Annotated in this window: 18 protein-coding genes and 1 pseudogene; 4 read left to right on the top strand and 15 right to left on the bottom strand. The window is 48.6% G+C overall.

Features of this window, described 5'->3' with window-relative positions:
• Positions 1-111: 111 nt before the first annotated feature.
• The 4 genes from mukB to cmoM are packed head-to-tail and all read right to left on the bottom strand — an operon-like array spanning position 112 to position 7388.
• Positions 112-4566, bottom strand: coding sequence for a chromosome partition protein MukB (gene mukB / locus DSM2777_RS13640; RefSeq protein ID WP_061554236.1), 4455 nt, complete (start codon positions 4564-4566; stop codon positions 112-114).
• Positions 4563-5291, bottom strand: coding sequence for a chromosome partition protein MukE (gene mukE, locus DSM2777_RS13635; RefSeq protein WP_025800984.1), 729 nt, complete (start codon positions 5289-5291; stop codon positions 4563-4565). Before mukE ends, mukB begins: the two co-directional genes overlap by 4 nt.
• Positions 5272-6594 carry a chromosome partition protein MukF gene (gene mukF / locus DSM2777_RS13630; RefSeq protein WP_061554235.1) on the bottom strand — a complete coding sequence of 441 codons (1323 nt, stop codon included), beginning with the start codon at positions 6592-6594 and terminating at the stop codon, positions 5272-5274. Before mukF ends, mukE begins: the two co-directional genes overlap by 20 nt.
• Positions 6591-7388, bottom strand: a complete 798-nt coding sequence (gene cmoM / locus DSM2777_RS13625) for a tRNA uridine 5-oxyacetic acid(34) methyltransferase CmoM (RefSeq protein WP_061554234.1) — start codon at positions 7386-7388, stop codon at positions 6591-6593. Before cmoM ends, mukF begins: the two co-directional genes overlap by 4 nt.
• Before the next feature lie 164 nt (positions 7389-7552).
• Here cmoM and elyC point away from each other — a divergent pair, with 164 nt between their 5' ends.
• A complete protein-coding gene (elyC, locus tag DSM2777_RS13620; RefSeq protein ID WP_061554233.1) occupies positions 7553-8323 on the top strand; it encodes an envelope biogenesis factor ElyC in 771 nt (256 codons plus the stop codon).
• Positions 8320-8583, top strand: a complete 264-nt coding sequence (locus tag DSM2777_RS13615) for a hypothetical protein (protein ID WP_061554232.1) — start codon at positions 8320-8322, stop codon at positions 8581-8583. The genes elyC and DSM2777_RS13615 overlap by 4 nt, the downstream gene beginning before the upstream one ends.
• A 12-nt stretch (positions 8584-8595) precedes the next feature.
• On the opposite strand, the gene DSM2777_RS13610 is transcribed toward DSM2777_RS13615, so the two are convergent.
• The 6 genes and pseudogenes from DSM2777_RS13610 to DSM2777_RS23805 form a co-directional block, all read right to left on the bottom strand.
• Complete coding sequence (locus DSM2777_RS13610) at positions 8596-9963, bottom strand: 8-oxoguanine deaminase (protein ID WP_046457965.1); 1368 nt, start codon at positions 9961-9963, stop codon at positions 8596-8598.
• Positions 9938-11418: pseudogene (locus DSM2777_RS13605) on the bottom strand (uracil-xanthine permease family protein). The gene DSM2777_RS13610 and the pseudogene DSM2777_RS13605 overlap by 26 nt, the downstream one beginning before the upstream one ends.
• 126 nt (positions 11419-11544) lie before the next feature.
• Positions 11545-12948, bottom strand: coding sequence for a nucleobase:cation symporter-2 family protein (locus tag DSM2777_RS13600; RefSeq protein ID WP_061554231.1), 1404 nt, complete (start codon positions 12946-12948; stop codon positions 11545-11547).
• Between the two features lie 440 nt (positions 12949-13388).
• Positions 13389-14282 carry a YcbJ family phosphotransferase gene (locus DSM2777_RS13595; RefSeq protein WP_025800976.1) on the bottom strand — a complete coding sequence of 298 codons (894 nt, stop codon included), beginning with the start codon at positions 14280-14282 and terminating at the stop codon, positions 13389-13391.
• A gap of 156 nt (positions 14283-14438) precedes the next feature.
• Entirely contained in the window at positions 14439-15194 is a 756-nt protein-coding gene (gene kdsB, locus DSM2777_RS13590) for a 3-deoxy-manno-octulosonate cytidylyltransferase (RefSeq protein ID WP_061554230.1), read from the bottom strand.
• Positions 15195-15198: 4 nt separating this feature from the next.
• Positions 15199-15375: a Trm112 family protein gene (locus DSM2777_RS23805; RefSeq protein WP_071842620.1), complete on the bottom strand. Its 177-nt coding sequence runs from the start codon at positions 15373-15375 to the stop codon at positions 15199-15201.
• Between the two features lie 458 nt (positions 15376-15833).
• Here DSM2777_RS23805 and DSM2777_RS13585 point away from each other — a divergent pair, with 458 nt between their 5' ends.
• Both DSM2777_RS13585 and DSM2777_RS13580 read left to right on the top strand, forming a co-directional pair.
• Complete coding sequence (locus tag DSM2777_RS13585; RefSeq protein WP_061554229.1) at positions 15834-19058, top strand: molybdopterin cofactor-binding domain-containing protein; 3225 nt, start codon at positions 15834-15836, stop codon at positions 19056-19058.
• Between the two features lie 10 nt (positions 19059-19068).
• Complete coding sequence (locus DSM2777_RS13580) at positions 19069-19527, top strand: (2Fe-2S)-binding protein (RefSeq protein WP_061554228.1); 459 nt, start codon at positions 19069-19071, stop codon at positions 19525-19527.
• Positions 19528-19796: 269 nt separating this feature from the next.
• Here DSM2777_RS13580 and DSM2777_RS13575 read toward each other — a convergent pair whose 3' ends face one another.
• The 5 genes from DSM2777_RS13575 to msbA form a co-directional block, all read right to left on the bottom strand.
• Positions 19797-21041, bottom strand: coding sequence for a winged helix-turn-helix domain-containing protein (locus DSM2777_RS13575; RefSeq protein ID WP_061554227.1), 1245 nt, complete (start codon positions 21039-21041; stop codon positions 19797-19799).
• Positions 21042-21178: 137 nt separating this feature from the next.
• Positions 21179-21388 (bottom strand): cold-shock protein, encoded by a 210-nt coding sequence (locus DSM2777_RS13570; RefSeq protein ID WP_004095731.1) that lies wholly within the window; start codon positions 21386-21388, stop codon positions 21179-21181.
• A gap of 228 nt (positions 21389-21616) precedes the next feature.
• Positions 21617-21826: a transcription antiterminator/RNA stability regulator CspE gene (gene cspE / locus DSM2777_RS13565; RefSeq protein ID WP_004095733.1), complete on the bottom strand. Its 210-nt coding sequence runs from the start codon at positions 21824-21826 to the stop codon at positions 21617-21619.
• A gap of 322 nt (positions 21827-22148) precedes the next feature.
• Entirely contained in the window at positions 22149-23135 is a 987-nt protein-coding gene (lpxK, locus tag DSM2777_RS13560) for a tetraacyldisaccharide 4'-kinase (RefSeq protein WP_061554226.1), read from the bottom strand.
• Entirely contained in the window at positions 23132-24880 is a 1749-nt protein-coding gene (gene msbA, locus DSM2777_RS13555; RefSeq protein WP_061554225.1) for a lipid A ABC transporter ATP-binding protein/permease MsbA, read from the bottom strand. The genes lpxK and msbA overlap by 4 nt, the downstream gene beginning before the upstream one ends.
• Positions 24881-24883: the final 3 nt, after the last annotated feature.

Here is a 24883-nt window from a genome sequence, read left to right as displayed (position 1 = left end):
CACGTTAATTATATGATGATACGTCACTGGCTATATTCTGCCAAAAAAAACGGCCTTATATGAAGGCCGTTTGCGTTAATAATGATTTCAGTATGCGGAATTTACAAGAAGTTATGTCTCAGATTCTTCTTGAGCGACTGATTCTATAGGACTTTTCTCAGGAGCAAAGCCTCTCAATCCCACCACATGAACATGTTCAGTGTTATTGAACACTTTACGCACCAGTTTATAGGTGGTGCCTTTTTCTGGGCTGATGTTTTCTGGTGCCGCAATAATTAGCTGCATTTCCAGACGTTCACACAGCTCGAACAACGTCGCGATAGATTTCGCATCCAGACGCGCGGCTTCATCAAGGAATAGCAGTCGGCAAGGCGAAATATCTTTACCGCGCAGGCGGCGAGATTCTTCTTCCCAGCTCTGAACCACCATGACCAGAATGGACATACCGGTACCGATAGCTTCCCCCGTTGACAGCGCCCCACTTTCCGCACGCAGCCAACCGTCTGAGCCACGGTTAACCTCAACTTCCATTTCAAGGTAATTACGATAGTCCAGCAGCTCTTCACCGATGGTTTGCGGTGTACGCTGCCCCATATCAATCTGTGGATTAAGACGCTGATACAGTTTTGCTAACGCTTCAGAGAACGTCAGTCGATTGCTGTTAAACAGATCCTGATGCTGCTCTTGCTGCTCTGACAATACCGTCAACAGCGTTGAATGCGCTTCACGCACGTTAACATTCAAACGCACGCTATTCACCTGCCCGAAGGCCACCGTCTGTAGGCCTTGGTTGAGCATACGAATACGGTTTTGTTCACGCTGAATGGTTTTGCGAATAATGTTCGCCACGCTCTTCGAACTGATTGCCAGTTTTTGTTCGCGTGATGTCAGTTCTTCGGTCAAACGCGCCAGCTCAATTTCCATCTGTTCGATGGCATCGACAGGATCGTCGCTGCGGATAATATCCTGACGAATACGTTCGCGCAGATGCTGGTAAACGGCAATGTAGAACTGAATTTTACGCTCTGGGCGTTTAGGATCTTCTGACAGACGCAGCACATCACGCAGATGTTCGTTGTCCGCCACGGCCAGTCGTAACGCGCCCAATGCCTTATCCGACATAGAACGCAATTCATCCGCGTCCATATAGGCAAGCTCACGGCGATGCAGACGACGTTCAACGCCGTTGTCTTTCACCAAACGCATTACCGCACACCAGCCCGCTTTCGCGGTGGTAACTTGTTCACGGATCTGATGGTAATCGCGCTCTACCTTACGCAGGCGTTTTTGCAGATTATCCATTTCAGATTCACAGAACATGATCTGTTTTTCAAGCTGATTGCGACGCGCACGGTTGTTGCTTAGCGCAGTGTGCAACTCATCGCGACGGATACGTGCACGCTCTTCCGCATTAGGATCGGCCTGAACACCGATATCTTGTAATTCTTGCGACAGCTCTTTGAGCATGTCACGTTTAGCTTCAAACGAGCTTTTCAGCGAGGCTAAAACCTGATGATACTGGGCCAGCTGTGCCTGCTGTTGACGAAGCTGTTCACGCGTCCGGCTGCGATCGGCCTCAGCATGTTCTAAACGCTGACGCAGTTTATCGTTGAGATCGGAGTTCTCCGTCAGCATGCCAGCGGAGTCGCTATAGCTGAAGTGTGCGCGACGTTGCACCACTTCCGTTAGCGCAAACGCCTGTTGTTTCGCCGTTCGCTGATTCTGCTGAGCCTGCTGATAATCTTGACGTAACTGTTCATGCTGTTCTGGATCGCTTTGCAATACGGACAGCATGGGTTCTAGCTTAGCCAGACTGGTGCCGTGCTGTTGCAGATAGCGCGCAGCTTCCTGCGCCTCTTCCAGCTCTTCACGGATCTCTTCGACACGATCTTGTAAGGTTTCATCAGCCAGTAAACCGATATGCGGCGTGAGCTTATGCAACAGCGCGACGCTTTCTTTGGCCTGTGACAGCTGCTGGCGCTGCTGTTGCGTCACGTTATCCTGATTATTGAACTCGCGCTCAATCTCAGTACGACGGCTGTTGATTTGACGTAATTCAGCCTCTGGATCCTGCTCAAACGCCACCGCTAAGTGATTACCAATGAAGCGGCTGAACGCTTGATGTAAACGCTGGGTTTTCTGCACATCAAATGACAGGTTCGCATAACGCTCAGCCAGCTCATCGCGCTGTGCATACAGCGTTTCTAAACGGCTTTCACGTGCAGCGCGACCAAACAGCGGCACCTCAGGGAAGCGAGAATAACGCCATTGACGATCGGCGGTTTTCACCACCACGGCACGTTCCAGTTCATCGGCGGCAAATACGCTGTCATCAAACGACTGCGGATCACCTTCGATCAGATAGAGATCTTCTGGACAGTCTTCTAGCCCCGCCAGATGCTCGCGAACCAAGGAAAGATCGGGAACAACAATAGCGTGTCGTGCTGGGCCATATAACGCCGAGAAATACGGCGCATCGTCGATGGTGACGTCATCGTAGATCTCAGACAGCAGCACGCCGCCAAAACGTTCGGCCAAGGCAATCAGACGCCCATCCTCGGCACCGCTTGGCTGGCTTAAACGCTCGATTTGGCTTTCAATTTCACGTTTTTGATGAGCAACTTCGTCGCGTTCAACGGTAGATTCACGTTCACGCTCCAGCAATTGCTGCATCTGTTCAGTGACCTGACGGCTGTCTGACAGCTCTTCGCCACACTGTTCGCTCAGCTGACTCAGCGCTTCCTGAGCCGCAAGCCACACGGGGGCTTTCGTGGTCAAATCTTTCGCTTTCGCCGTGATTTGCTCAAGCTCTTGGCGCAGCACCATACGGCGCTCGCTGGCTTCAGCCACATCAATCGTCAGCGTTTCAATGCGTTCTTCCATTTCGCGCTGCGCATCATCCAGTTCTTCTGGTTGATACTGCTGCCCGGTGCGTTTGCAGAAGTCTTGCAACAAACGCTCGGCATCTTGCTGCGAACGCAAACGCTGCTCCAGCTCGGCCAAACGCATGCGTAACGGCTGCACGCGTTCTGACTGATGCTGAAGTGAAGACCAGTCGCGCAATAAATCACGCCCCGCCTGCCATGCTTCACTCCGGCTAACTTCACCCACCAGCTTAACCACCAACTGATAAGCATTTTCGAACTGTGAATGCGCTGCGCTGGCCACATTCATTTTCTGCTCAAGCTGCATCAGAATTTCAGTCGCTTCCTGCTCACGCGCACTGAATGTTTCTAGCCACTCTTCGCTGTTATCCGCATTGAGGTCTGGCAACTGACACACTTGGCGTGCGCGCTCTAGCGCCTGTAGCGCTTGCTGGTATTGAATTGCGCGGGTTTGCTGAACGTCCAAGGCTTGCTGGTAATCGGCCAACTGACTTTTTAGTTCATCAACTTCGGCTTCCGCGGCTTCTGAACGGGCTTCATAATCTGCATGCAGATCGCTCGCTTCAGCCACCACTTCATTCTGTTCTTCTAAACGGTAGGTCAGCTCTTCCAGATCGCTCTGATAACGTTCGATCTTTTCCTGCTGGCGCATTGCCGTTTGCACCAGATTTAAATGATCGCTTGCCGCCTGATAATCGGTTTCGAGATCGGATTCCGACCCGCTTTGCTCAGCTAACTCACGCGACATTTCCACGTGGCGATACTGCTCGGCCAGCAGCTGTTTACGGCCGCCCAGCAATTCACGGCGTAGCAACAGTGCCTGATCGAGATGTATGCGTCGCTCATTAGCATGGCGCATATAGTCAGCAGAAACATAAGATGTTGCTTCGGTGATCAGATGTTTGAACAGATCGCGGTCAGATTGCGTGACGCGAATCGCTTCCAGCGTCATGCGGTTTTCGCGCAAAGCCGCTTCCATATCTTGGAAAGCTTTACGTACCCCGCTGTTTTCTGGCAGCAAATAGTCACGCAGGGAACGGGTAATCGCACTGGAAATACCACCGTAAAGCGACGCTTCAATCAGGCGATAAAACTTGCTGCGATCCGATGCCGAACGCAAACGACGCGGGATCACACCCAAATCAAACATCAAGGAGTGATAGTCGGTAATCGAGTTAAACTGTTTGAACTGCACGCCTTCAATGGCTTCTACGCGCTCTTTCAGTTCGTTTAACGGCAGCACACGAGCCTGACGCTCACCCACGGTTTGCGTTAGGATTTCCGTTGGCTGGAATGACGTTGGTAAGCCTTGAATAGTGAACAGTTTGATATCCACTTTTCGATCGCGCCCAGCAACCTGTTGCAGGCGAACGCCGACTAACACACGCTGATGGCGTGAGTTAACCACGTCAAGCGTGGCATAACAGACGCCAGCGCGTAGCTTTCCGTGTAAGCCTTTGTCTCGTGACCCTGACGTTGCACCAGCTTCCGTCGTATTACGAAAATGCAGCAGCGTTAAGTCTGGGATAAGCGCCGTAACAAACGCCGCCATGGTGGTGGATTTACCCGCACCGTTACCGCCGGACAGCGTTGTAACTAGTTCATCCAGATCAAAAGTTCGGGCAAAGAAACCGTTCCAGTTAACCAATGTTAGCGAGCGAAACTTTCCGCGTTCAATCATTCCTGTTCATCCTCCGCGTTGTCCGCGCTACCGTCTGCACTGGATTCGTTTTCTTCGTTTTCATCATTCAGTGACAACGTGTTTTCTAACGGCATTGCTTCACCGTCACGGATCATTCTCAACTGGGATTCACGAGGATCGTCACCGCTACGCACATCAGCACCAAAGCGGAACACCGCTTCGGTGATGCGGAATTTCGTGCTGTCGTTACCCATGAAATAGACCATGCCCAAGCGGCGAAGACGATTTAACGAGGTACGCACCTTCTCTTGCAGTTTCTGGCGGTCAAGATCCGAACCGGTTGAGCGCTGGTTAACATATTTCAGCAGCTTATTTTCATCGGCCAAAGACAGTAACTCGTCATAGAGTTCCTGCTGGCTGAAAATGCCTTCATGCGCCAAACGCTCAGGGCTAAGGTAGAGATAACACAGGATTTTCCCGACCATCATGTCCAGTTCGGACAGTACCGAACGTGGGATCAAGGTGGTCGAACGCGGCCTCAGGTAGAAGAAACCTTCAGGGGCGCGGATGAGCTCAACGTTGTAACGGCTATAAAATAATTCAAGCTCGTCCTGAAAATCCATCAGGAAAGCATGGTTATCTAGCTCATCAATGCCGATGTGACGGCCGGAACGCAGCTGACTATCCAGTGCAGGGAATAGCGGGTTAAACACCGCTAGCGCCAGTTTAGCTGGCATCATATTTTCAGTATTTGTCGATGACATGGGCCTGTACCTTGGCTCCGTAATCATTGATTGCCTGCCATTGAGCAGGTAATCCGGTGAAATCAGCTTCAGCCACACCTAAGCGGACCGCTTGGTCGACCAAAATTCTTGCCAAATCGAAATGACGTTGGCGCGGATACTGGGTTAGGTATTCGCGCAAAACCGCGCCTAAATCCAATGGACGCTGTTCTTTTTGATAAATCTTCAGCTCTTGTTCAATCATCGCCGCCAACTGCTCACGGATCTCAGAAAACTCTTCGTACTCCATATCTGGAGGCAGTTCTCCGGTGACCTCTTCATTCAGCAAGGCCAGCTCTTCATCACGCATATCGAATAGACGATCGGCATTGGCGATGGTCAGTGCCCAAGGGTTATCGAAGTAGTTCTGAACTGACTGGCGTAAACGCTGGGCAAAGACTCTATTTTTATCCATATCTATCGCGGTACGGATAAATTTATGCACGTGTCTGTCGTAGCCAATCCACAGATCGATGGTCAACTGGCCCCAACTGATGATGCGGTCTAGCTTGTTTTGTAGATCAAACACCAGTTTATCAACAAACGCCAAATCCGGATTATTCAGGTTAGCATCTTGAATACGCAACAGGTTTGCCTGCAGCTTGTCGCCCGCCGCCTCCAGCGTATCCTGTAGTTCACGCAAGGTGCCCGAGGTTTCCGAGAGCAAGACTTCACAGCTTGTGATGGCTGCACGCCAATCTTTATTCAGCAACGCCGCGATATCCGCTTTTACGCCCTGCTGCTGCTCATCCATGATGCGCTGGGTTAAATCGATACTGTCGAAAATCTCAGCAACAGAGTATTTCAGCGGGGCAAACACATTACGATGCCAATGATACTCATCACCACCCTCTTCTGCCGCTTCGGCTGCGCTACGTAGCTCTTGCGCTACGATTGACAGCTGCATAGATAGGCGCAGCGTTGAGAACTCTCGCTGACGAATGTAGTAGTCCGTAATGCCAATGCCTAACGGCGTTAACCGGTAGATCGCATTTCCGTCGGCTAACTCGCTGGTAAAGCGGTTTAGCAGGCGCTGCTTAACGAGATCGTTAATCGCATTGTTGGCACGGATGGCTACCGTTTCATGTGTTTGTTCAAAAGCTTTGCTGACGTGTCGGAATGCATCGATCAGTTCACCTTCACTCATCTCACCGTCTAGTCGTTCGCTGTTCAAAGTGGCAATAGCCAAAATGAACGCCAAACGTTCGGTTGGAAGTGAAATTGAAAAGTCATTTTTCCGCGCCCAGGCAACCAGCTCCGGTACAGTCTGGGAGAAATCACTCATAGTTGGTCCTTCGTGTCGGGTTTGTGCGCCATCACATGGATGTAGCGCCCCAAACTCACAAAAGGCTCCTGACGACAATAACGCTGCTCCAGCGCTAATAGATCATCAAAAGCCTCAATTTGTTGCGTCTTGTCTCGTAGGTAATCATGGAATACCCGCACGCCCGTTTTACCGGAAATTGTCAGCCCAATGTCTTCAAGCCAGCCGTACACCTTTTGTGGATCCAACGGGTGATCAGGTGACAACGTGCGTGTCTTACGTTTTTGCATCCCTTGATTGACGTATGCCGTATTGCCAATGATCACGTTTCGCATTAACAGACCATTGTAGTTATAGAACATTAACGACAATGCGCCGCCGGGCGTTAAACACTTTATCAAAGATGCCAGCGTTTCTTGAGGTTCAGCAACCCATTCCAAAACCGCATGGAACAATATCAGATCAACCGGCTGTTCTAAATGCTGATGCATCTCTTGCGCAGGACTTTGCACAAAACGCATGTGTTGGATCACACCTTTCTCTTCAGCATAGGCCTGCGCACGCTTGAGCATTTCACCCGAGATGTCACACAGCGTGATCTGATGACCGCGTGCGGCAAGCTCACAGGATACCTGCCCAAGCCCACCGCCTGCATCAAGAATGTGTAAGGATCTTTGCGGAAGCTGCTTCAGCAATTGTTCCAGATCCTGCCATAACACTGCCTGACGGATTTTTCCTTTGGTCGTGCCGTAAATGTTGCGCGCAAATTTTTCAGCGATATTGTCAAAATTACGATCTTGCGTACCTCGACTCATGAATATGTCGGCTCCTGAATATTTGCACAGCGCACCACCAGAAAAATCTCCCCGTGAGGGACGCTTTAAACCTGCTATTTTGACACAGGCTGGCTTAGAATGAATCTTATCGGCCACATATTCTATCTAGATGTCGTTTTTTCATTCAGAAAGGCACCTGATTCATGCTGTTTACGCTAAAAAAGTTTATCGGCGGGCTACTTTTGCCCCTTCCTCTGTTGCTGCTGATCGTCGCGGTAGGCCTGATTTTTATCTGCTGGACGCGCTGGTCACGACTAGGAAAAATCTGTATTTCACTCGGTTGGCTCGGGATCCTGCTGTTAAGTCTGCAACCCGTCGCCGATCGATTATTGGCTCCGTTTGAAAACGGCTATCCAACATTAAACCAAACCAGCAATGCAGATTACATTGTGGTACTCGGTGGCGGTTATACTTTTAATCCTGACTGGGCACCGAGCTCGAACCTAATCAGCAACAGTTTGCCACGCGTCACTGAAGGGATCCGCCAGCTAGAAATGAATCCCAATGCCAAGATTATTTTCACCGGCGCTGCGGCCATTGGCAATCCGATGAGCAGCGCACGCGTTGCCGCCACCGTGGCTGAAAGTTTAGGCGTTCCAGCCGATAAAATTATTGTGCTTGATAAGCCGCGCGATACGCAACAAGAGGCTAGAGAGGTGGCTAAAATTACAGACAAACAGAAAATATTACTGGTCACGTCGGCAAACCATTTGACTCGCGCATTACGCTTCTTTAAGGCTGAGGGGCTTAATCCGATCCCGGTTCCGGCCAATCAATTAGCGATTTCGTCGCCGTTAAATCCTTGGGAACGCTGGCTACCTTCATCGCTTTATCTTGGTCATAGCGAACGGGCATGGTATGAAACGTTGGGGAGTTGGTGGCAGGCAATCATCACGACAAAGGATGAAAAATGAAACTCCGACTGATCAGCCTTTTTACGGCAATTATCGTATTTGAAATGCAGGTGGTTTTACTCGACTTGCTTTCTAAAGCTGAAAATATGTCGGTCAGCTTCAATCCGCTCAATGCTATTAGCGCGTTGGGATTTGTACTCGGATGGACGACGGGGCTAAACACCGTGATGGCACTGATCGCTGCGGCAGTTGCTCTTTTACTGATACCCATCGGCGTCTATTGTCTCTGCCATGCTTGGCTTAGACAAAGACGCCGCTGAAGATGGTATCAATTACAGCCGATGCCGGTTCACTAACAAGCATGCCAAGCGATTGTGTTGTTGCACAACCGAAGGTAAGTCAATGGTCTGCAATACCCCTTCACGGATAACAACCTGCCCGTTAATCACGCTGAAAGCCACGTTCCCTGGCGTACAGAAAACTAACGCCGCCAGCGGATCGTGTTTGGCACCCGCAAGATTCAAGGTATTGAGATCAAATGCGACAAAATCGGCGGCCATACCCGTGGCTAAATAGCCAATATCATCTCGGTTAAGTACTTTCGCCCCGCCTCTCGTCGCAATCTCTAAAGCCTGTCTTGCATTCATCGCATCGGGGCCGAAGCCAACCCGCTGTAACAGCATTGCCTGCCGCGTTTCTGCAATCATGTTACCTGCATCGTTAGATGCTGAACCGTCAACGCCAAGGCCAACAGAGACGCCTTCATCAAGCATCGCACGAATAGGCGCGATACCCGATGCCAATCTCATATTTGAACATGGGCAATGCGCCACACCGGTTCCGGTTCTCGCAAACAACGAAATCCCTGCGCGATCCAGTTTGACGCAGTGTGCATGCCAAACATCGCTTCCGACCCATCCTAAATCTTCGGCGTACTGCGCTGGCGTCATACCAAAATGCGTCTGGCTGTAGCTCACATCGCTGTCATTTTCAGCCAGATGGGTATGAAGTGACACACCCTGTTCGCGCGCCATCTGCGCTGTTTTCACCATCAACTCTCGGCTAACGGAGAAAGGCGAGCAAGGTGCCAACGCGATACGCAGCATGCTATAGCGCTGGGCATCGTGATAACTATGAATTAAACGCAATGAGTCTTCTAAAATTGCCTGCTCATTTTCGACCAATTCATCTGGAGGTAAGCCCCCCTTACTACGCCCTACGCTCATGCTTCCACGGCAAGCATGGAAACGCATGCCGATTTCGCGAGCGCCATCGATGCTGTCGTCTAAACGACAACCGTTGGGATAAACGTAGAGATGATCGCTGGAGGTGGTGCATCCAGAAAGCATCAATTCTGCCATCGCGGTTTGGGTCGAAATTCGGATCATCTCTGGGGTGAGCCCCGCCCAAATGGGATAGAGATTATTTAGCCAGTCAAACAGCTCTCCATCTTGCGCATCAGGTATCACTCGCGTCAAAGACTGAAACATATGGTGATGCGTGTTGATCAGTCCTGGAATAACGATATGCCCACGCAGGTCTATCTCTTCATCTGCCGGTGCAGCGCAAAGCTCGTCACCGCCAACGGCAACGATGCGATTTCCCTCCACCAGCAGGCAACCACCTCTAATTTCTCGTCGCTCGTCATCCATCGTGACGAGTAATTCCGCATTCTTAAAGAGCAGCGTTCTTTTGTGCATTTTGTCTCTTCCTCCGCATAGCGATATATTCGCGCGTCGTGCTAAAGACCTCTCGAGCGGCCATACTATTTTCATTGACCTCTTGCAGCTCGCACTCTTTGCACCCAGGGATTTTGGCTTGTCTATCGCGGCCATTCAGAATCAAATTAGCGCCTATTGCCACAACGGTACCAATGGTAATCCCGCTATGTAAGAACATCTCTGCGGCCTGTGGCATTTGTTGAAATAACTGCGGAACCATCACCGGTAACATGCCAAGACCGAGCGTTAACGCCACAACCATCCCATTATTGTTATTACGATAATCAACCTGTCATAGCGTCCGAATGCCTGACACGGCAACCATGCCAAACATGACGATCCCCGCCCCACCAAGCACCGGCTTCGGCACAGCCACAACAAAAGCCGCGAGTTTAGGGAACAGGCCAAGGGTGATAAGAATGCAGCCAGCCACTCCAACAATGAAACGGCTACGAACACCGGTCATACTGACAAGCCCTACGTTTTGGGCAAAGGCCGCATAGGGGAACATATTGAAAAAACCACCAAACAACGTTGCAGACCCGCAAGCGTATAGGCCACGTTTTAAGGTTTTTTGATCTGCTGGGCGATCAACGATTTCCCCCATGGCCATCATCGATGACATGGTTTCTACCATCACCACCACCATCACCATACACATCAGCACCGCGGGAAAGAGATGAAATTCAGGAACCGCAAAACGCATCGGATAAGGGAAGGTCATCCAACTGGTCGATGCCACTTGGGAAAGGTCGAGTTTCCCCATGAAGTAATATCCCAACGTACCAATGATAATTCCCACCAACACAGCCACATTCTTCAGCATGCCCTTGCCGAAGGTGTAAATTAGCATCACGACGCCCAGTGTGAATAAGGCCATCAATAGCGAACCATAGCTGCCGAAACTTACGGCATCCAAATCGCCACCGCCGATCCATCCCCCGGCAACCGGCAGGATCGACAGGCCAATGAGCGTCACTATCGTGCCCATAACCGCTTTAGGGAAAAAGCGGACTAGCTTACATACAAAGGGAGCGCACAATAGCGTGAATATCCCAGCGACAATAACCGCGCCTGAAATACCACCAATGCCATACTGCTGGCCGATCAGCGTCATCGGAATCAGCGCAGCAAAGGTACACCCTTGAACAATTGGGAGTTTGCTACCAATAATATTAAATAAGCCTATTGATTGTAGGATCGTGCCGCAGCCGCATATAAAGAGATCGGTACTAATTAAAAATATAATTTGCTCTGGCGTAAACCCAACGGCTTTACCAATAATTAAAGGAACCGCAATGGCACCGGCATACATCACCAATACGTGCTGAAAACCGTAAACTAGCATTTGTCCAAGCGGCAGTATCTCATCGACAGGGTCAACATTGGCTTTTTTTGAGGGGAGGTTTGACTCTCCTGTAAATAATTTTCTATATGATTAATCGCTTTCACAATAACTCCCTCTATCTGCGAGTATTATTTTGATATTTCATTTGATGGTATGTAGAAAATGGCCCCTCTCCATGTTCTACATCCCCGTTAAATCTGTTTATTCACTATTTATTCAGCGACTTCCTCTGCAATTTCATTTTCATCTTTTTCGCTATCTGACTCTTTATCGGGATGATAGCCATTGAAATAGAGATTGAGGCTTACCGCACACACGGTAGCTAATAAAATACCGCTATGAAGCAACGGCTGAATTGCCGCTGGCAGTTGGCTAAAGAAATCATGTGACACTGTAGGTATCATGCCGATACCAATGCTGATGGCGACAATATAAAGGTTGTAGCGATTGGTGCTGTAGTTAGCGCGTGAAAGAATACGGATCCCCGTTGCCAGCACCATCCCAAACATCACAATACCAGCACCACCCAACACAAACTGTGGAATAGAGGCAACGATAAGTGCCATTTTAGGGATCAAGCCGAACAGAATTAAAATTCCGCCCGACATAACACAAACCCAGCGGCTGGAAATACCGGTTACGCTAACCAAGCCCACGTTTTGTGAAAAAGACGTATGGGGAAAACTATTAAATAGCCCGCCAATAACGGTACCAATTCCATCAACCCGTAAACCACGAATAATATCTGCTTGTTTAGTTGGCCTTCCCACAATATCGCCAAGGGCAAGAAACATCCCCATCGATTCAATGAAGGTGATCAACATGATAATGGTGAGCGTAAGAATACTGACAGGTTCAAATGTAGGCATACCAAACGCAAACGGCTTTATAGGAGCAAACCACGCGGCGTTATCTAATCCCGCGAAATTCACTTTCCCCATAGAATAAGCAATGGCAAAACCAAAAAGAATACCGAGCAGCACGGAAATATTACACAGAAAACCTTTGGCAAAACGAGTGACTAGCAGAATAAAAACCAGCACTAACAGCGAGGTTCCAATATATATTGGGCTGCCGTAATCAGGATTCCCTTTTCCACCGGCGGCCCAATCAATACCCACCTGCATAATGCTAATGCCGATAGAGGTGATAACCACACCGGTAACCACCGTCGGAAACAGTGGCATCAGCCGCCCGATCACGGGAACGAGTAACGTGGCAATAATACCTGACGCGATTGTAGCGCCGAAGATCCCTGTCAGCCCGATATTAGGATCTGCGCCAATCGCCAGCATCGGTGTTACCGCAGCGAATGTAACAGACATAATCACGGGAAGCCGGATACCAGCAAAACGACCAATCCCCAAACACTGCAACAGCGTCACTACGCCACAGCAGAAAAGGTCTGAGCTAATTAAAAAAGCGATTTGGTCTTTGGGTAAACCTAAGCTGCCCCCGATAACCAGAGGCACGGCAACGGCACCAGCATACATGACAAGAACGTGCTGCAGACCTAAGGTAAACAGCTGTGCAATCGGCAGCCTGCGCTCGACGGCATCGTCTAGCGGTATACCTTTACTGTGTTCTATTTTTAGATGCGGATTTATGACGCTCATGGACACATCACTCCTTACGGCTCGGCTAAATGGTGGGTTAACCAGCTACGATTCGAGAGCCCTTGCTCCCCTATTTACGGATGTACAGAGTTTTCATCAGCGCAAATAGTTTTAGAGTTGATAGAACACATCAGTTATTTGCGCACATGCCAACTATGCACAGAGCATGCGAACTTTTATTTATTGAAGGTAAAATAGGGAGATAAACGAAATAATTGCGGGCGGTATCACATTTGATACTTAATAAGACGTTATATTTCAGCAAAATTAGCGGGCGAACGCATCATAGAGGAATAAAACAGGGAGGTTATTAGATCAGCGAAAATATCAAAGTGGTAGCGGTTTGTATCATTATCAGATTATCACCTCTCATAGTGATTGATAATTAACCAGCAACCCGATATGGACTGCTGGTTTTCATGCTCAAATACAGCCCACAGTTAACCCAACCAAGGGAGCAGTTGCTGAGCAGCGCGTTCCACAACCGGACGATCTACCACGCCAGTATGTAAATAACGCCCAATTGACTCCCACAGAACATATAGCCAGCGGCGTACCATGAAATCCTCGCTCACGGGGGCTTTCTGCAAATAGGAGTGAAGCAATTCGGTCGCCATACCATCTTCGCTCAGACGGAATAGATCATACTCACGCGGAGCCCAGAGCATCATTCCAGGGTTCAGCATGGCAAGTAGCTGATCGCTTTTGGGATCTTTTAACATGCTTCTTAGCGTTAAGTTGCCATGAACCAGCACGCAGCTATCGTCAAAGCCCGCAAACAGCTCAGGCAACTGCTCTTTACTACGAAACAAAATACGGCGAGCTTCAATGCTTAAGTCAGACGTAGGCATATTGCCAAGCGTGGCCCAGATGACCTCCAAGCGCTGTGCGTACCAAGCGGGCCAGCGATTTTCCTGTACGCTGTCAACGTTACCCACACAACCGTGGCTATCAATGCGATGCCAAGAGAGGATCCCTTCTGCAATTTGGTCTTTTAAGCACGACCAGCGCTGCGGCGTTCGTGTCGGCGCTTCAACAGAAACACCGCGCAATCGCTCAATTAATAATACTTCTTTGAATGGGGACTGATGGGTGGTAAGAACGCCATAAACCGTCGGTAAGCGGATATCGCCCTGTCGGGCAAGCATCGACAGCTTGTACGCTTCCTGTTGGGCAATTCCTTGGCATAAAAAGGTTTTAGCCACTAAGGGTAAAGGCGTGCCCTGCTGATTATAAAGGGCAAAAAGGCTGGCATACGGCTGTTCACTGATCTGTTCTAAGCGGCCAATTGACTCACCAAGAACAACGCTAAGTTCGGCTTTTAAATGATCCATGTTGTGATACAGGTTTTGCTGCATTGCGCGGTACCTTTTTTCACCAGATAGAAAGTCATCATGGCGGATTTATCAAGGTATTGTATTCGACTAGATCAAAAGAGCGTGCACTTGCACGCTCTTAATTTAAACATAAACGTCTGGCGATAAATCAGCCTATTGCGCTGCTGCAAAAATAGCGCGAACTGTTTCCAAATCTTCAATGGTGTCAACGCCTGGGCTTGGCGCGGTTTGTGCAACATCCACATGAATTTTTTCACCGTACCAAAGCACTCGCAGCTGCTCGAGCATTTCAATCTGCTCAAGATCGCTAGGTGCCCAAGTAACATAACGGCGAATAAAACCAGCACGATAAGCGTAAATACCAATGTGACGCAGGAAAACATTACCGATTTCATCACGAGATACCGCAAAGCGATCGCGATCCCAAGGAATTGTGGCGCGAGAGAAATAGAGCGCATAGCCATTTTTATCACAAACGACTTTTACCGCATTTGGATTAAACGCTTCTTCACTCGTAGTAATCGGCACCGCCAACGTGGCCATACCCGCTTCACTACCGGCCAAGTTTTGCGCCACCTGACGGATAATTGCCGGCGGGATCAGTGGCTCATCACCTTGAATATTGACAATGATTTCATCGTCTGCAAAGCCACATTTCTCAATCACTTCGGCCAAACGCTCGGTGCCAGAATGATGATCCGCTCGCGTCATGCAAACTTCCCCACCTGCGGCTTCTACAGCTTGCTTAACATCTTCATGATCGGTAGCCACAATGACGCGTGCAGCGCCAGACTCCAGCGCTCTTTCCATAACATGCACAACCATCGGCTTGCCGCCAATATCGGCTAAAGGCTTGCCCAGTAGGCGTGTTGAAGAGTAGCGAGCAGGAATAATAGCAATAAAACTCATCAGATTATTTCTCATCCACTGGAAGTTGGCGGGCTTCATTCTCGAGTAATACTGGAATACCGTCACGCAACGGATAACCTAAGCGATCCGCTTTGCACACTAATTCCTGATTTTCTTTATTGAAGTAGAGTTTTCCATTACAGACGGGGCAAGCAATAATTTCGAGTAAACGATGATCCATGATTGTTCCTAAACGAGTTCTTGTATCAGCGAAAAAGCATGATGTAAGGATAACCCGCAACAGCAAAATTATCACGGCTTGTATGACCATACGGCTAAAAACCGTTTAATGAACCGCTCTATCTATCAGATTGATAACCCAACATCTCATTATGACGTTTGTTTGGGTTTGGGTCGTTTTCTCTCTAGAAACACAGAAATCCAAACTGTTCAAAAACCATACCAACTCACCGCAATCATCCCGCTGTTATGCGAGACAAATCACATATTAGGCGCACCGATGGTCCGTTTTTCCGTTGTGGCACAAGTGTTGAATCTAATTCAATCAGCCATGGATAGCGTCGAGCATTGCCCCCTCAAACTCGCCACTTTTCATTACTTTTAATCACTGCTAACTCTGATGACCAGCCATAACAATCTGGTTCGTAATAGCGTTACGTAATACGTAAGGAGATACCCATGAGTGCGCCAAGCACCTCATCATCAATCCGTCGCGTTGATGGACTGGCAAAAGTCACTGGAACAGCCGTCTACGGCAATGACATAACCCTACCCGGAATGTTGTATGGCGTGTGCCGCTATGCCGATATTGCCGCAGGCAAAATTGATAAACTCGATCTTAGTGAAGCATTAGCGATTCCAGGCGTCGTCAAGATCGCAACATATCAAGATATCCCCGGCGAACCCGTCGTTGGCATCATGGTGAAAGACTACCTCCCTATTATTAAAGATGAAGTCGTTTTTCACGGTGACGTAATTGCGGCTATCGCCGCAGAAACCTACGAAGCCGCCTGTCTGGCAGCAGACAAAATTCATATTTCTTATACCCCTTACGCGCCCATTACCGACGTTGAGCATGCGCTAGAACCCGATGCGCGGCTTATTCATCCGGAAAGAGGGAATAACATCGCGGCGTATCACCACACGATTAAAGGCGACATCTCCGCGGGATTCTCAGCCAGCGCACATATTCTCGAGCGCGAATATGAAGTTGGTTTTCAAGAACATGCTTACATTGAGCCTGAAGTGGTGCTTACCTGGCTCGATCCCACTGAACGTCATTTAATTATCTCCGGCTCAATCCAAAATCCACACCGTGTACGCAGCTTTGTCGCAAGATTTATGGGTTGCCCACAGGGACATATCAATATTAAACGCGCGGTGATGGGCGGCTCATTTGGTGGTAAAGACGATATTATCGATCATCTTGCCTGCCGCTCTGCGCTACTAACAACGCTAACGGGCAGACCGGTTAAATTTTGTTATACCCGCGAGCACTCAATTTTAGAAAGCTGCAAGCGCCATCCCTATAAAATGAAATATAAGGTCGGGCTGGATGATTCGGGCCAGATCTTAGCCATGAAGGTCGATATCCTCGCCGACAGCGGAGGGTATGCAGCTTCAACGCCTTTCGTTACCTGGAGAAGCTCGGTTCAGGCTGCTGGGCCTTATCGCATCCCTAATATTCGTATCGATGTGACCGGCGTATACACCAACAACAGCTATACCTCTGCCATGAGAGGTTTTGGCTCACCGCAGGTGGTATATGCCAACGAATCGTTAATGGACGAAATCGCCGAATATTTAAAGATATCTCCCGTCGAAATTCGCCAGATTAACGCATTAAAACAAGGTGATGCATCAATCACAGGACAAGTTTTTGACAAGCATACCGTCTCCGCCCTTGAGGTTTTAAGCAAAGCGGTTACCTCAGCTGAGTTTGATAGCAAGCGCCAGCATTATGCTCAACTCAATCAACAAAGCGGCGTCTATCGCTATGGCATTGGCCTTGCCCTCAGCTACCGCGGATGCTCTATTGGTGCCGAAGGTGTCGATACATCAACCGCACTGGTGCAGGTGAACGAAGACGGCAGTGTCAACATTGCAACTTCCGTATCAGAGAATGGCCAAGGGCTGCAGACCACCATGTCGCTTATCGCTGCAGAGGCTTTTGGCATCCCACTGTCCGAAATAATGTTTAGCGAACCACCGACCTCCGTGATTGGCGACGGTGGATCTACCGCCGCAACACGTGGCACGCTCGTCGGCGGCGGCGCGATCCTTGACGCAGCGGTTAAAATTAAGCAACGCATTTTAGGCGTTGTGGGCGACGCGCTGGGCACAAAAGAATTAGATAATACGCTGTGGCAAAACGGGTTTATCAGCAACAAAAACAACCCATCACAAGCGATAGACTTCAAAACAGCCGTCAACAAAACCAAATGGGCTAGCGTGAGCCTGACCGAATATGGCTGGTTTGTACCACCACCAATTCACTGGGACGAGGAAAAAGGAACCGGCAGCCCTTATTTCACTTGGGTTTATGGCTGTCAAATTGCCGAGGTTCGGGTCAATACCAGCACAGGGAAAACGGATCTTCTCCACGTTACGGCGGCACACGATGTGGGCCATATTATTAATCCGGTGGGTTTCAATGGGCAGGTCAGCGGAGGGATTGCTCAGGGATTTGGCTATGCGTTACTTGAAGACTTCAACATTGAAAACGGACAGGTAAAGTCAGAAAACTTTGATACCTATCTACTGCCAACCATTAAAGATATTCCTGAAATTACTATTATCGGTGTAGAAAATCCCGATCAGGCAGGCCCTCTGGGCGCGAAAGGCATCGGTGAACCCGCCACTGAATTAGCCGCAGCGGCCATTAACAACGCCCTTAGCTTTGCCTTGAACACACGTTTCAACAAGCTACCGCTGACTCTTGAGCAGGTTATTTTAGGCTATAACCTCAAAAAGCCAGCCAGACAAAGTGAGTTAATGGTTGAAACCGATAACAAAAAACAGGTTTTACGTTTAACTGATGTCACGGTGACAAGAGCCAAAACGCTACCAGAAGCGTTAACCTTGCTCGCTCAGGATGACGTTAGCATTATTGCTGGCGGCACCGATGTTATTGTTCAAGGGCGTTTGCAGACCAAGGCCATGAACCTCATTGATATATCGCGCATACCTGAACTTACACAGATTACCGAAGATAACGGAGCGGTCGTCATTGGTGCTGCGGTGACATTTAACCGTATCGTTGAGCACGAGTTGGTTAGAGAGCGTTATCCCCTGCTCGCTCAAGCATGTAAAACGGTGGGCTCAAACCAAATTCGTAACCGCGCCACTATCGGCGGCAATATGGTTAACGCCGCACCTTGTGGTGATTCATTGCCTCCCTCAATTATCTATGATGCCCAAATTGAGCTGCAGTCGCTTGATGGCGCACGCCGCATGCCGCTGTGCGAGTTCCTACAATCAGGATATAAAACACAACGTAAGCCTAATGAGCTGATGACTAAGGTCATATTGCCACCGCCGCCAAACCCAAGGCCACACGCTTTCTATCACCAATTGGGGCGTAGAAATGCGCTGAACATCACTCGTCAGAGCCTAACCTGCCTAATTGCTTGTGACGCAGATGGAATAGTGAACTATTGCCGTTTAGTCGATGGCGCGTTGTTTAGCAAACCTCAGCGGCTTCTCGATATCGAACGCTGTTTACTGGGCCACCGACTCACGCAGGAAACAATCGATCTCGCCAGCCAGCTGTTAGAAAAGCTGATTTATGCCGCTATCGGCAAGCGCTGGTCTGCCGCCTACAAACAACCTGTGTTTATTAATATGTTCCGCGACATGATGGTGGAAGCCACCGATTCTCTCTATCAATCAGAGCTGGCATAAGGAGTTGATGATGAGCAATATCAAAGTGAAGGTAAACGGCAAGCTGATTGATGCGCAGGTAACAGGGCAAATGCGCCTGCTCGATTTCGTGCGAGATAAGCTGAGCTTAACGGCAACAAAGGAAGGATGTGCCGTTGGTGAGTGCGGCGCTTGTACCGTTATTATGGATGGAAACGCCGTTTGCTCTTGTTTAGTTTTAGCTGAGCAATGCGACGGTGCCGACATTACCACACTCGAAGGATTACGTGACGATCCTATGACTCAAAAGCTTCAAAGTGCATTTATTGAGCATGGCGGCGTGCAGTGTGGCTTCTGTACACCTGGCGTTCTTGTTAGCACGTCGGCATTGCTGGCTAAGCATCCCAGCCCCAGCGATGAGCAACTTATGGATGCGCTTGAAGGCAACATTTGCCGCTGCACGGGTTATCAACCAATCATTCAGTCGATTCATGCCGCGCTGAAAAACTAAAGATCGTTTTGATCTGTCTAAGTAAATAAGTAAAATCGGCCCAGTGCCGATTTTTCTTTTCATTAACATCAAGCACTCATAAATAAAACATGTTGCAGTTGGTTTGGCGGAGGAGTAAATTATCAAACGTGATACACATCACAATTTCCTGCAAAACATAGAAAGTAAGATACATATGAAACTGCTGCATAAAATCATCGCGATGTTCGCCAATTACAGTAACTGATTGGCTAAAGGGCAATGGAAACAACCATTGCCCTTTTTGATATTTAGCCCTGTTGTAATACACCATCCAGCAACCAACCGTCACCCCAATAACGGCGCCAATCATCTGGCTGCTGCTGGATTTTAACCTCGGTCGCCTGCTGCCAAATCGCAAAAAGAGTAATAGCGGCTTTCAACTCAGCCCTCTTTTTCTCCGTAAAGCGTACATGTTTTTCTTGATGACACGATTTCAGTTCTAGTACCTTTTCTTTACGATGCATTTTGGCATCGATCCGGCCAACTAAAGCACCACGTTGAAGTATCGGTAGCGAAAAGTAGCCAAAAATTCTTTTGGCTTCAGGGGTATAACATTCTAAGCGGTAATCAAAACCAAATAATTCAGATGCACGTCTTCGATCCCAAACAACAGGATCAAAAGGAGAAAGCAGCGTGGTATGCGTTGCTTTTATTTCATTGTTTTGTGCCTTTTCTAATAAATGCGCAAGGCTATGATGAATGTAGAAATGCTCTTGGGTTTCCCGTTCACGCACCGCAATTATCTCTTGGTTATCCAACATATTATGTATCGTCTTTTTGATATCAATTTTCTTCAGGCGATAATAATCGGCTAGCCATTGCGCTTTAAATGCACCTAAGCTGCGTGCGCTATTGGCCATCATTTGTTGCTGAGCAAGCGCAGGGCTAATGCCGTGCACATCGTCATTCCACTCTGGCATAACGCGTTCCGGCAAGTCGTAAACGCGGTGAAAATTAACTCGCTCTTTCACCATCAGCTGACCACAGGAAAACAGCGTTTCCAGATGTCGTTTCTCGGGTTTCCACTCCCACCACCCACTGGTCTTTTTATTCTTCGCGCTAAAATCAGTAGCTTTAACCGGTCCGTTATGGCGGATCTGTGTGAGAAGTTTGTTAATGTCATCTTGGTGCTTCTGATGCCACTCTGGGGAATACTTCCATCCCATATTTTCCGGTGCCATCATCTGCGGGCGAACCAGCCGGTAATCCTCTTTTGGGATAAAACATGCCTCATGCGCCCAATATTCAAAAATATCACCGTTGCGTAAAGCCTCATCTAGCCACTGCTCGGAATACAAACCCAAACGAGAAAACAGCACCAGATAGGGACTGCGAGCGACAACGTTGATCGTATCAATTTGTAGCAAACTCATTTGACGTATACACGCGATCGCATCAAGGGGCGTTGCTTTTCGTCTGCGCGTTTTATCTAAACCTTGAGCATGAAGATGCAGGTTTCTAAGCGCACTTAAAGGTAGGGATATTTCAGCCATCGTAGCCAGACGAACCTCATGATGAGAAAGCCGGAAAGATGATTATACGCAAAGCTTATTGAGTTGCAGCAAGGAAGGGAAAACAGTTCAGCCAGCGTGAAGATGCGTAGGGAATAACGCTGGCTGATACGATGTCATCAGTAGGCGATGACGTCTTCTGCGGTGAGACCGCGACTACCTAGGTAAGTTGAGAATTCAACGCGCTGACCTTCTGTCAGTAATTTTTTGCGTGAATTAGCAATGCCTGAACGATTAACGTAGATATCATTTCCACCATCCAGTGGAGAGATAATACCGAAGCCTTCAGACTGGCTGTACCATTTTACGAGACCCATTTTCAGTGTCATATTTTTTACCTTATATTTACATCCCTCTAAATTCTAGTTCAGATTAGGATGTGTAGCTCATATTCAAGTTATCGTTAAGAACCTCTTCGAGCGGATTATTAAAAACAAAAGCCCGCCAATGGCGGGCTTTCTGGTCTTGTTACTGACTCCGCAGAACGTGCTAACACCTTTGGGGCTAGCTTACTGCGATAACGATCAGTTCAGTATCAAAACAAGTTCTCTGTAATCTTACAGAGCAACAACATTCGCAGCAGCCGGCCCGCGCGGGCTGTCCTGAATGGTGTATTCTACACGCTGGCCTTCGGCCAGAGTTTTGAAACCTTCGCTAGCGATAGCAGAGAAATGTACGAATACATCTTTACCGCCGTCGTGCTGTTCGATAAAACCGAAGCCTTTGCTTTCGTTAAACCATTTTACCTGACCGGTCTTCTTAGTCATTTGTATTACCTTTATAACTGATATCACTTAAAAAATTTGCCCTAAGGCGTAGGGGCCGAGCTCAGAAAGATTACTTATGGATGGCACTAAGAAGGTGGTTCGTCTAACAAGCGGAATCGGAAGATAACGTCTTAAGGAGGAACTGCTTTATCTCATGTCGTGCATAAATAGGTCTATATCACAGGCCGCAGTCATTTACTCATAAAGGTGATTGATGAGCAAGTCTTTCTTTTAAAAAAAATGACGCTACGGAAGTATTTAAACGCAAAACTATATGCATCCGAAGATAAAAGCAGCAGATTTATTTGTTAGCATTTGAAAATTAAAGATTAGTTTTAATCAAACTCGTAATTTTTGCTAACAATTCATTCCCTTGTTCAGCCGGAATTTCTGCATTGACGGGCAGATACCACCAATTAGACTGCGCAAATTTACGGCATTTTACGGCGTCTTTTTCTGTCATTAACAGCGGCTGTCCTTCCGGTGTCAACGCGCTTAATGTCTGCTGGTCATATTCTTGGTGATCGGCAAACGCGACGGTATTGATCACTGGCGCACCCAATTGACTCAGCGTGGCAAAAAAGCGAGGGGGATGCCCTATTCCTGCCATTGCAACAGCTGGGGCTAAACTATCGGCTGCACGGCGTTCACCAGTATGAACATTCACTAAAATACGCCCCGCCAACGTCATGGGGATTTCACCAGCCGCTGCCTTTCCACCGTTAGTGATAACGGCATCAACGCGGCGCAAACGCCCTACTCTCTCTCGCATTGGCCCTGCCGGTAACCACCAACCATTACCAAAGCGGCGAACACCATCTACGACAACCAGTTCAACGTCACGCGCCAGCGCATAATGCTGTAGACCATCGTCGGTGATAATGACATCTACTGCCGCATGCTGAAGCAAGGCTTTTACCGCATCGCTACGCTTAGGAGCAACGGCAACTGAAGCCCCCGTTCGCTGATAGATGAGAACCGGTTCGTCTCCTGCTTGCGCCGTTGACGTTTCATTATTCAATAGTAGAGGGTAATGATCTGAGCGCCCACCATAGCCGCGCGACACGACGCCCACGCGAAAACCACGGGTCTGTAACTGTTCAACCAGCCAAATAACCACGGGGGTTTTACCGTTGCCGCCCGCAGTTAAGTTACCAACTACAACCACAGGGCAAGGCGCTTTCCAGCTTTTTAGCCAACCCATTCGATAACAAAACTGGCGGATACCGCTCACTAGGCCATACAGCCAAGAGAGCGGTAGCAGGAGCAGGTATAAAGGCGATTGCCCAGACCAGATACGCTCAATCATTGCCCGAATTGCAACCTATGCAGCTGAGCATATGCCCCATTCTTCGCCAAGAGCGTTGCATGATCGCCACGCTCAGCGATATAACCATCTTCAACAACGATAATTTCATCGGCTTTTTCGATAGTTGATAAACGGTGAGCAATAACCAACGAAGTACGGTTTTTCTGTAATTCATCCAGCGCAGACTGAATCGCACGTTCAGATTCGGTATCTAACGCAGACGTGGCTTCATCCAAAATAAGAACCGGACTATCGCGTAGCAACGCACGAGCAATGGCAATACGCTGGCGCTGTCCACCTGACAGCAGCACGCCGTTTTCGCCAATGACGGTGTCTAAACCGTTATCCATTTTATCAATGAAGTCCATGGCATATGCCATGCGAGCCGCTTCTTCAATTTGTTCACGGCTGTAAACTTCATTACGCGCATAGGCGATGTTGTTCGCAATAGTATCGTTGAATAAGTGAACATTTTGCGAAACCAAACCAACCTGATTACGTAGAGAACTCAGCGTATATTCGCGTAGGTCATGCCCATCCAGCAGGATCTCGCCCTCTTGGATGTCATAAAAACGCGTCAACAGATTCGCAATCGTTGATTTACCTGAACCTGAACGTCCTACTAAAGCCACCGTTTTATTGGCAGGAATGGTAAAGCTGACGTTTTTCAGCGCAGGTGAACTTTTGCTGTTATAGCTGAACGTGACATTACGGAACTCAACATCGCCTTTAGCACGCTTAACTTCCAGCTTACCGGTGTCTTTTTCCTGCTCGAGATCCAAAATAGCAAACAGCGTTTGGCATGCCGCCATACCGCGTTGGAATTTGGCGTTGACGTTAGTCAGGGACTTCAGTGGGCGCATCAATGCAATCATTGAAGAGAACACTACGGTGATCGTACCGGCCGTCAGAGTTTCCATTACCGATGGAACACTTGCCGCATACAGCACAAACGCCAGTGCAAAAGAGGCGATCAACTGAATAATAGGGTCTGACACCGAAGACGCAGCGACCATCTTCATATTCTGCTGACGCATCCAGTTGCTGGTTTTGTCAAAACGCTTGCTTTCAACTTCCTGACCACCAAAGATCAGCACTTCTTTATGACCTTTTAGCATCTGTTCAGCGCTAGTGGTCAATGTGCCCATCGTATTTTGCATATTCTTACTGATGTTACGAAAACGCTTCGACACCATGCGAATAGCGATTGAAACCACCGGGGCAATAACAATCAGAATCAGAGATAGCTGCCAGCTGTAATAAAACATCATGCAGAACAGGGCAATAATCGAAGCACCTTCACGCACAACCGTAATCAATGCATCTGATGACGAAGAAGCAACCTGCTCAGAGTCATAGGTGATTCGCGATAGCAGCGTTCCGGTCGATTGTTGGTCAAAGAAGGAAACCGGCATGCCCATCATATGGCTGAACAAGCGACGACGCATATTCATCACCACCTTGCCCGCCACCCAAGAGACGCAGTAGCTGGAGATGAAACCAGAAATCCCGCGCACGATCATTAATCCAATAACGACGAATGGCATCCATTTCAGAATATCGGACCCTGTCTTGCCAAAACCATCATCCAATAATGGCTTTAACAAGGAGAGCATGTAGGCATCACTACCCGCGTTAATTACGAGTGCGACTGAGGCAACAATCAGGCCTGCCTTGAAAGGAGAGATCGATGGCCATAAGCGACGAAATGTTTGCCAGGTCGAAAGATCTTTGTCATTCAGCATTTA

Origin of the sequence: Obesumbacterium proteus (assembly GCF_001586165.1) — a bacterium.
Lineage (GTDB): Bacteria > Pseudomonadota > Gammaproteobacteria > Enterobacterales > Enterobacteriaceae > Hafnia > Hafnia protea.
The sequence above is the reverse complement of the archived record's forward strand: the minus strand, read 5'-3'. Positions and strand labels throughout refer to the sequence as shown.

What these genes read in the sequence shown, in the direction of transcription:
- mukB (WP_061554236.1), bottom strand. Translation starts at nt 4,566, where the DNA reads ATGATTGAACGCGGAAAGTTTCGCTCGCTAACATTGGTTAACTGGAAC.
- mukE (WP_025800984.1), bottom strand. Translation starts at nt 5,291, where the DNA reads ATGTCATCGACAAATACTGAAAATATGATGCCAGCTAAACTGGCGCTA.
- mukF (WP_061554235.1), bottom strand. Translation starts at nt 6,594, where the DNA reads ATGAGTGATTTCTCCCAGACTGTACCGGAGCTGGTTGCCTGGGCGCGG.
- cmoM (WP_061554234.1), bottom strand. Translation starts at nt 7,388, where the DNA reads ATGAGTCGAGGTACGCAAGATCGTAATTTTGACAATATCGCTGAAAAA.
- elyC (WP_061554233.1), top strand. Translation starts at nt 7,553, where the DNA reads ATGCTGTTTACGCTAAAAAAGTTTATCGGCGGGCTACTTTTGCCCCTT.
- DSM2777_RS13615 (WP_061554232.1), top strand. Translation starts at nt 8,320, where the DNA reads ATGAAACTCCGACTGATCAGCCTTTTTACGGCAATTATCGTATTTGAA.
- DSM2777_RS13610 (WP_046457965.1), bottom strand. Translation starts at nt 9,963, where the DNA reads ATGCACAAAAGAACGCTGCTCTTTAAGAATGCGGAATTACTCGTCACG.
- DSM2777_RS13600 (WP_061554231.1), bottom strand. Translation starts at nt 12,948, where the DNA reads ATGAGCGTCATAAATCCGCATCTAAAAATAGAACACAGTAAAGGTATA.
- DSM2777_RS13595 (WP_025800976.1), bottom strand. Translation starts at nt 14,282, where the DNA reads ATGGATCATTTAAAAGCCGAACTTAGCGTTGTTCTTGGTGAGTCAATT.
- kdsB (WP_061554230.1), bottom strand. Translation starts at nt 15,194, where the DNA reads ATGAGTTTTATTGCTATTATTCCTGCTCGCTACTCTTCAACACGCCTA.
- DSM2777_RS23805 (WP_071842620.1), bottom strand. Translation starts at nt 15,375, where the DNA reads ATGGATCATCGTTTACTCGAAATTATTGCTTGCCCCGTCTGTAATGGA.
- DSM2777_RS13585 (WP_061554229.1), top strand. Translation starts at nt 15,834, where the DNA reads ATGAGTGCGCCAAGCACCTCATCATCAATCCGTCGCGTTGATGGACTG.
- DSM2777_RS13580 (WP_061554228.1), top strand. Translation starts at nt 19,069, where the DNA reads ATGAGCAATATCAAAGTGAAGGTAAACGGCAAGCTGATTGATGCGCAG.
- DSM2777_RS13575 (WP_061554227.1), bottom strand. Translation starts at nt 21,041, where the DNA reads ATGGCTGAAATATCCCTACCTTTAAGTGCGCTTAGAAACCTGCATCTT.
- DSM2777_RS13570 (WP_004095731.1), bottom strand. Translation starts at nt 21,388, where the DNA reads ATGACACTGAAAATGGGTCTCGTAAAATGGTACAGCCAGTCTGAAGGC.
- cspE (WP_004095733.1), bottom strand. Translation starts at nt 21,826, where the DNA reads ATGACTAAGAAGACCGGTCAGGTAAAATGGTTTAACGAAAGCAAAGGC.
- lpxK (WP_061554226.1), bottom strand. Translation starts at nt 23,135, where the DNA reads ATGATTGAGCGTATCTGGTCTGGGCAATCGCCTTTATACCTGCTCCTG.
- msbA (WP_061554225.1), bottom strand. Translation starts at nt 24,880, where the DNA reads ATGCTGAATGACAAAGATCTTTCGACCTGGCAAACATTTCGTCGCTTA.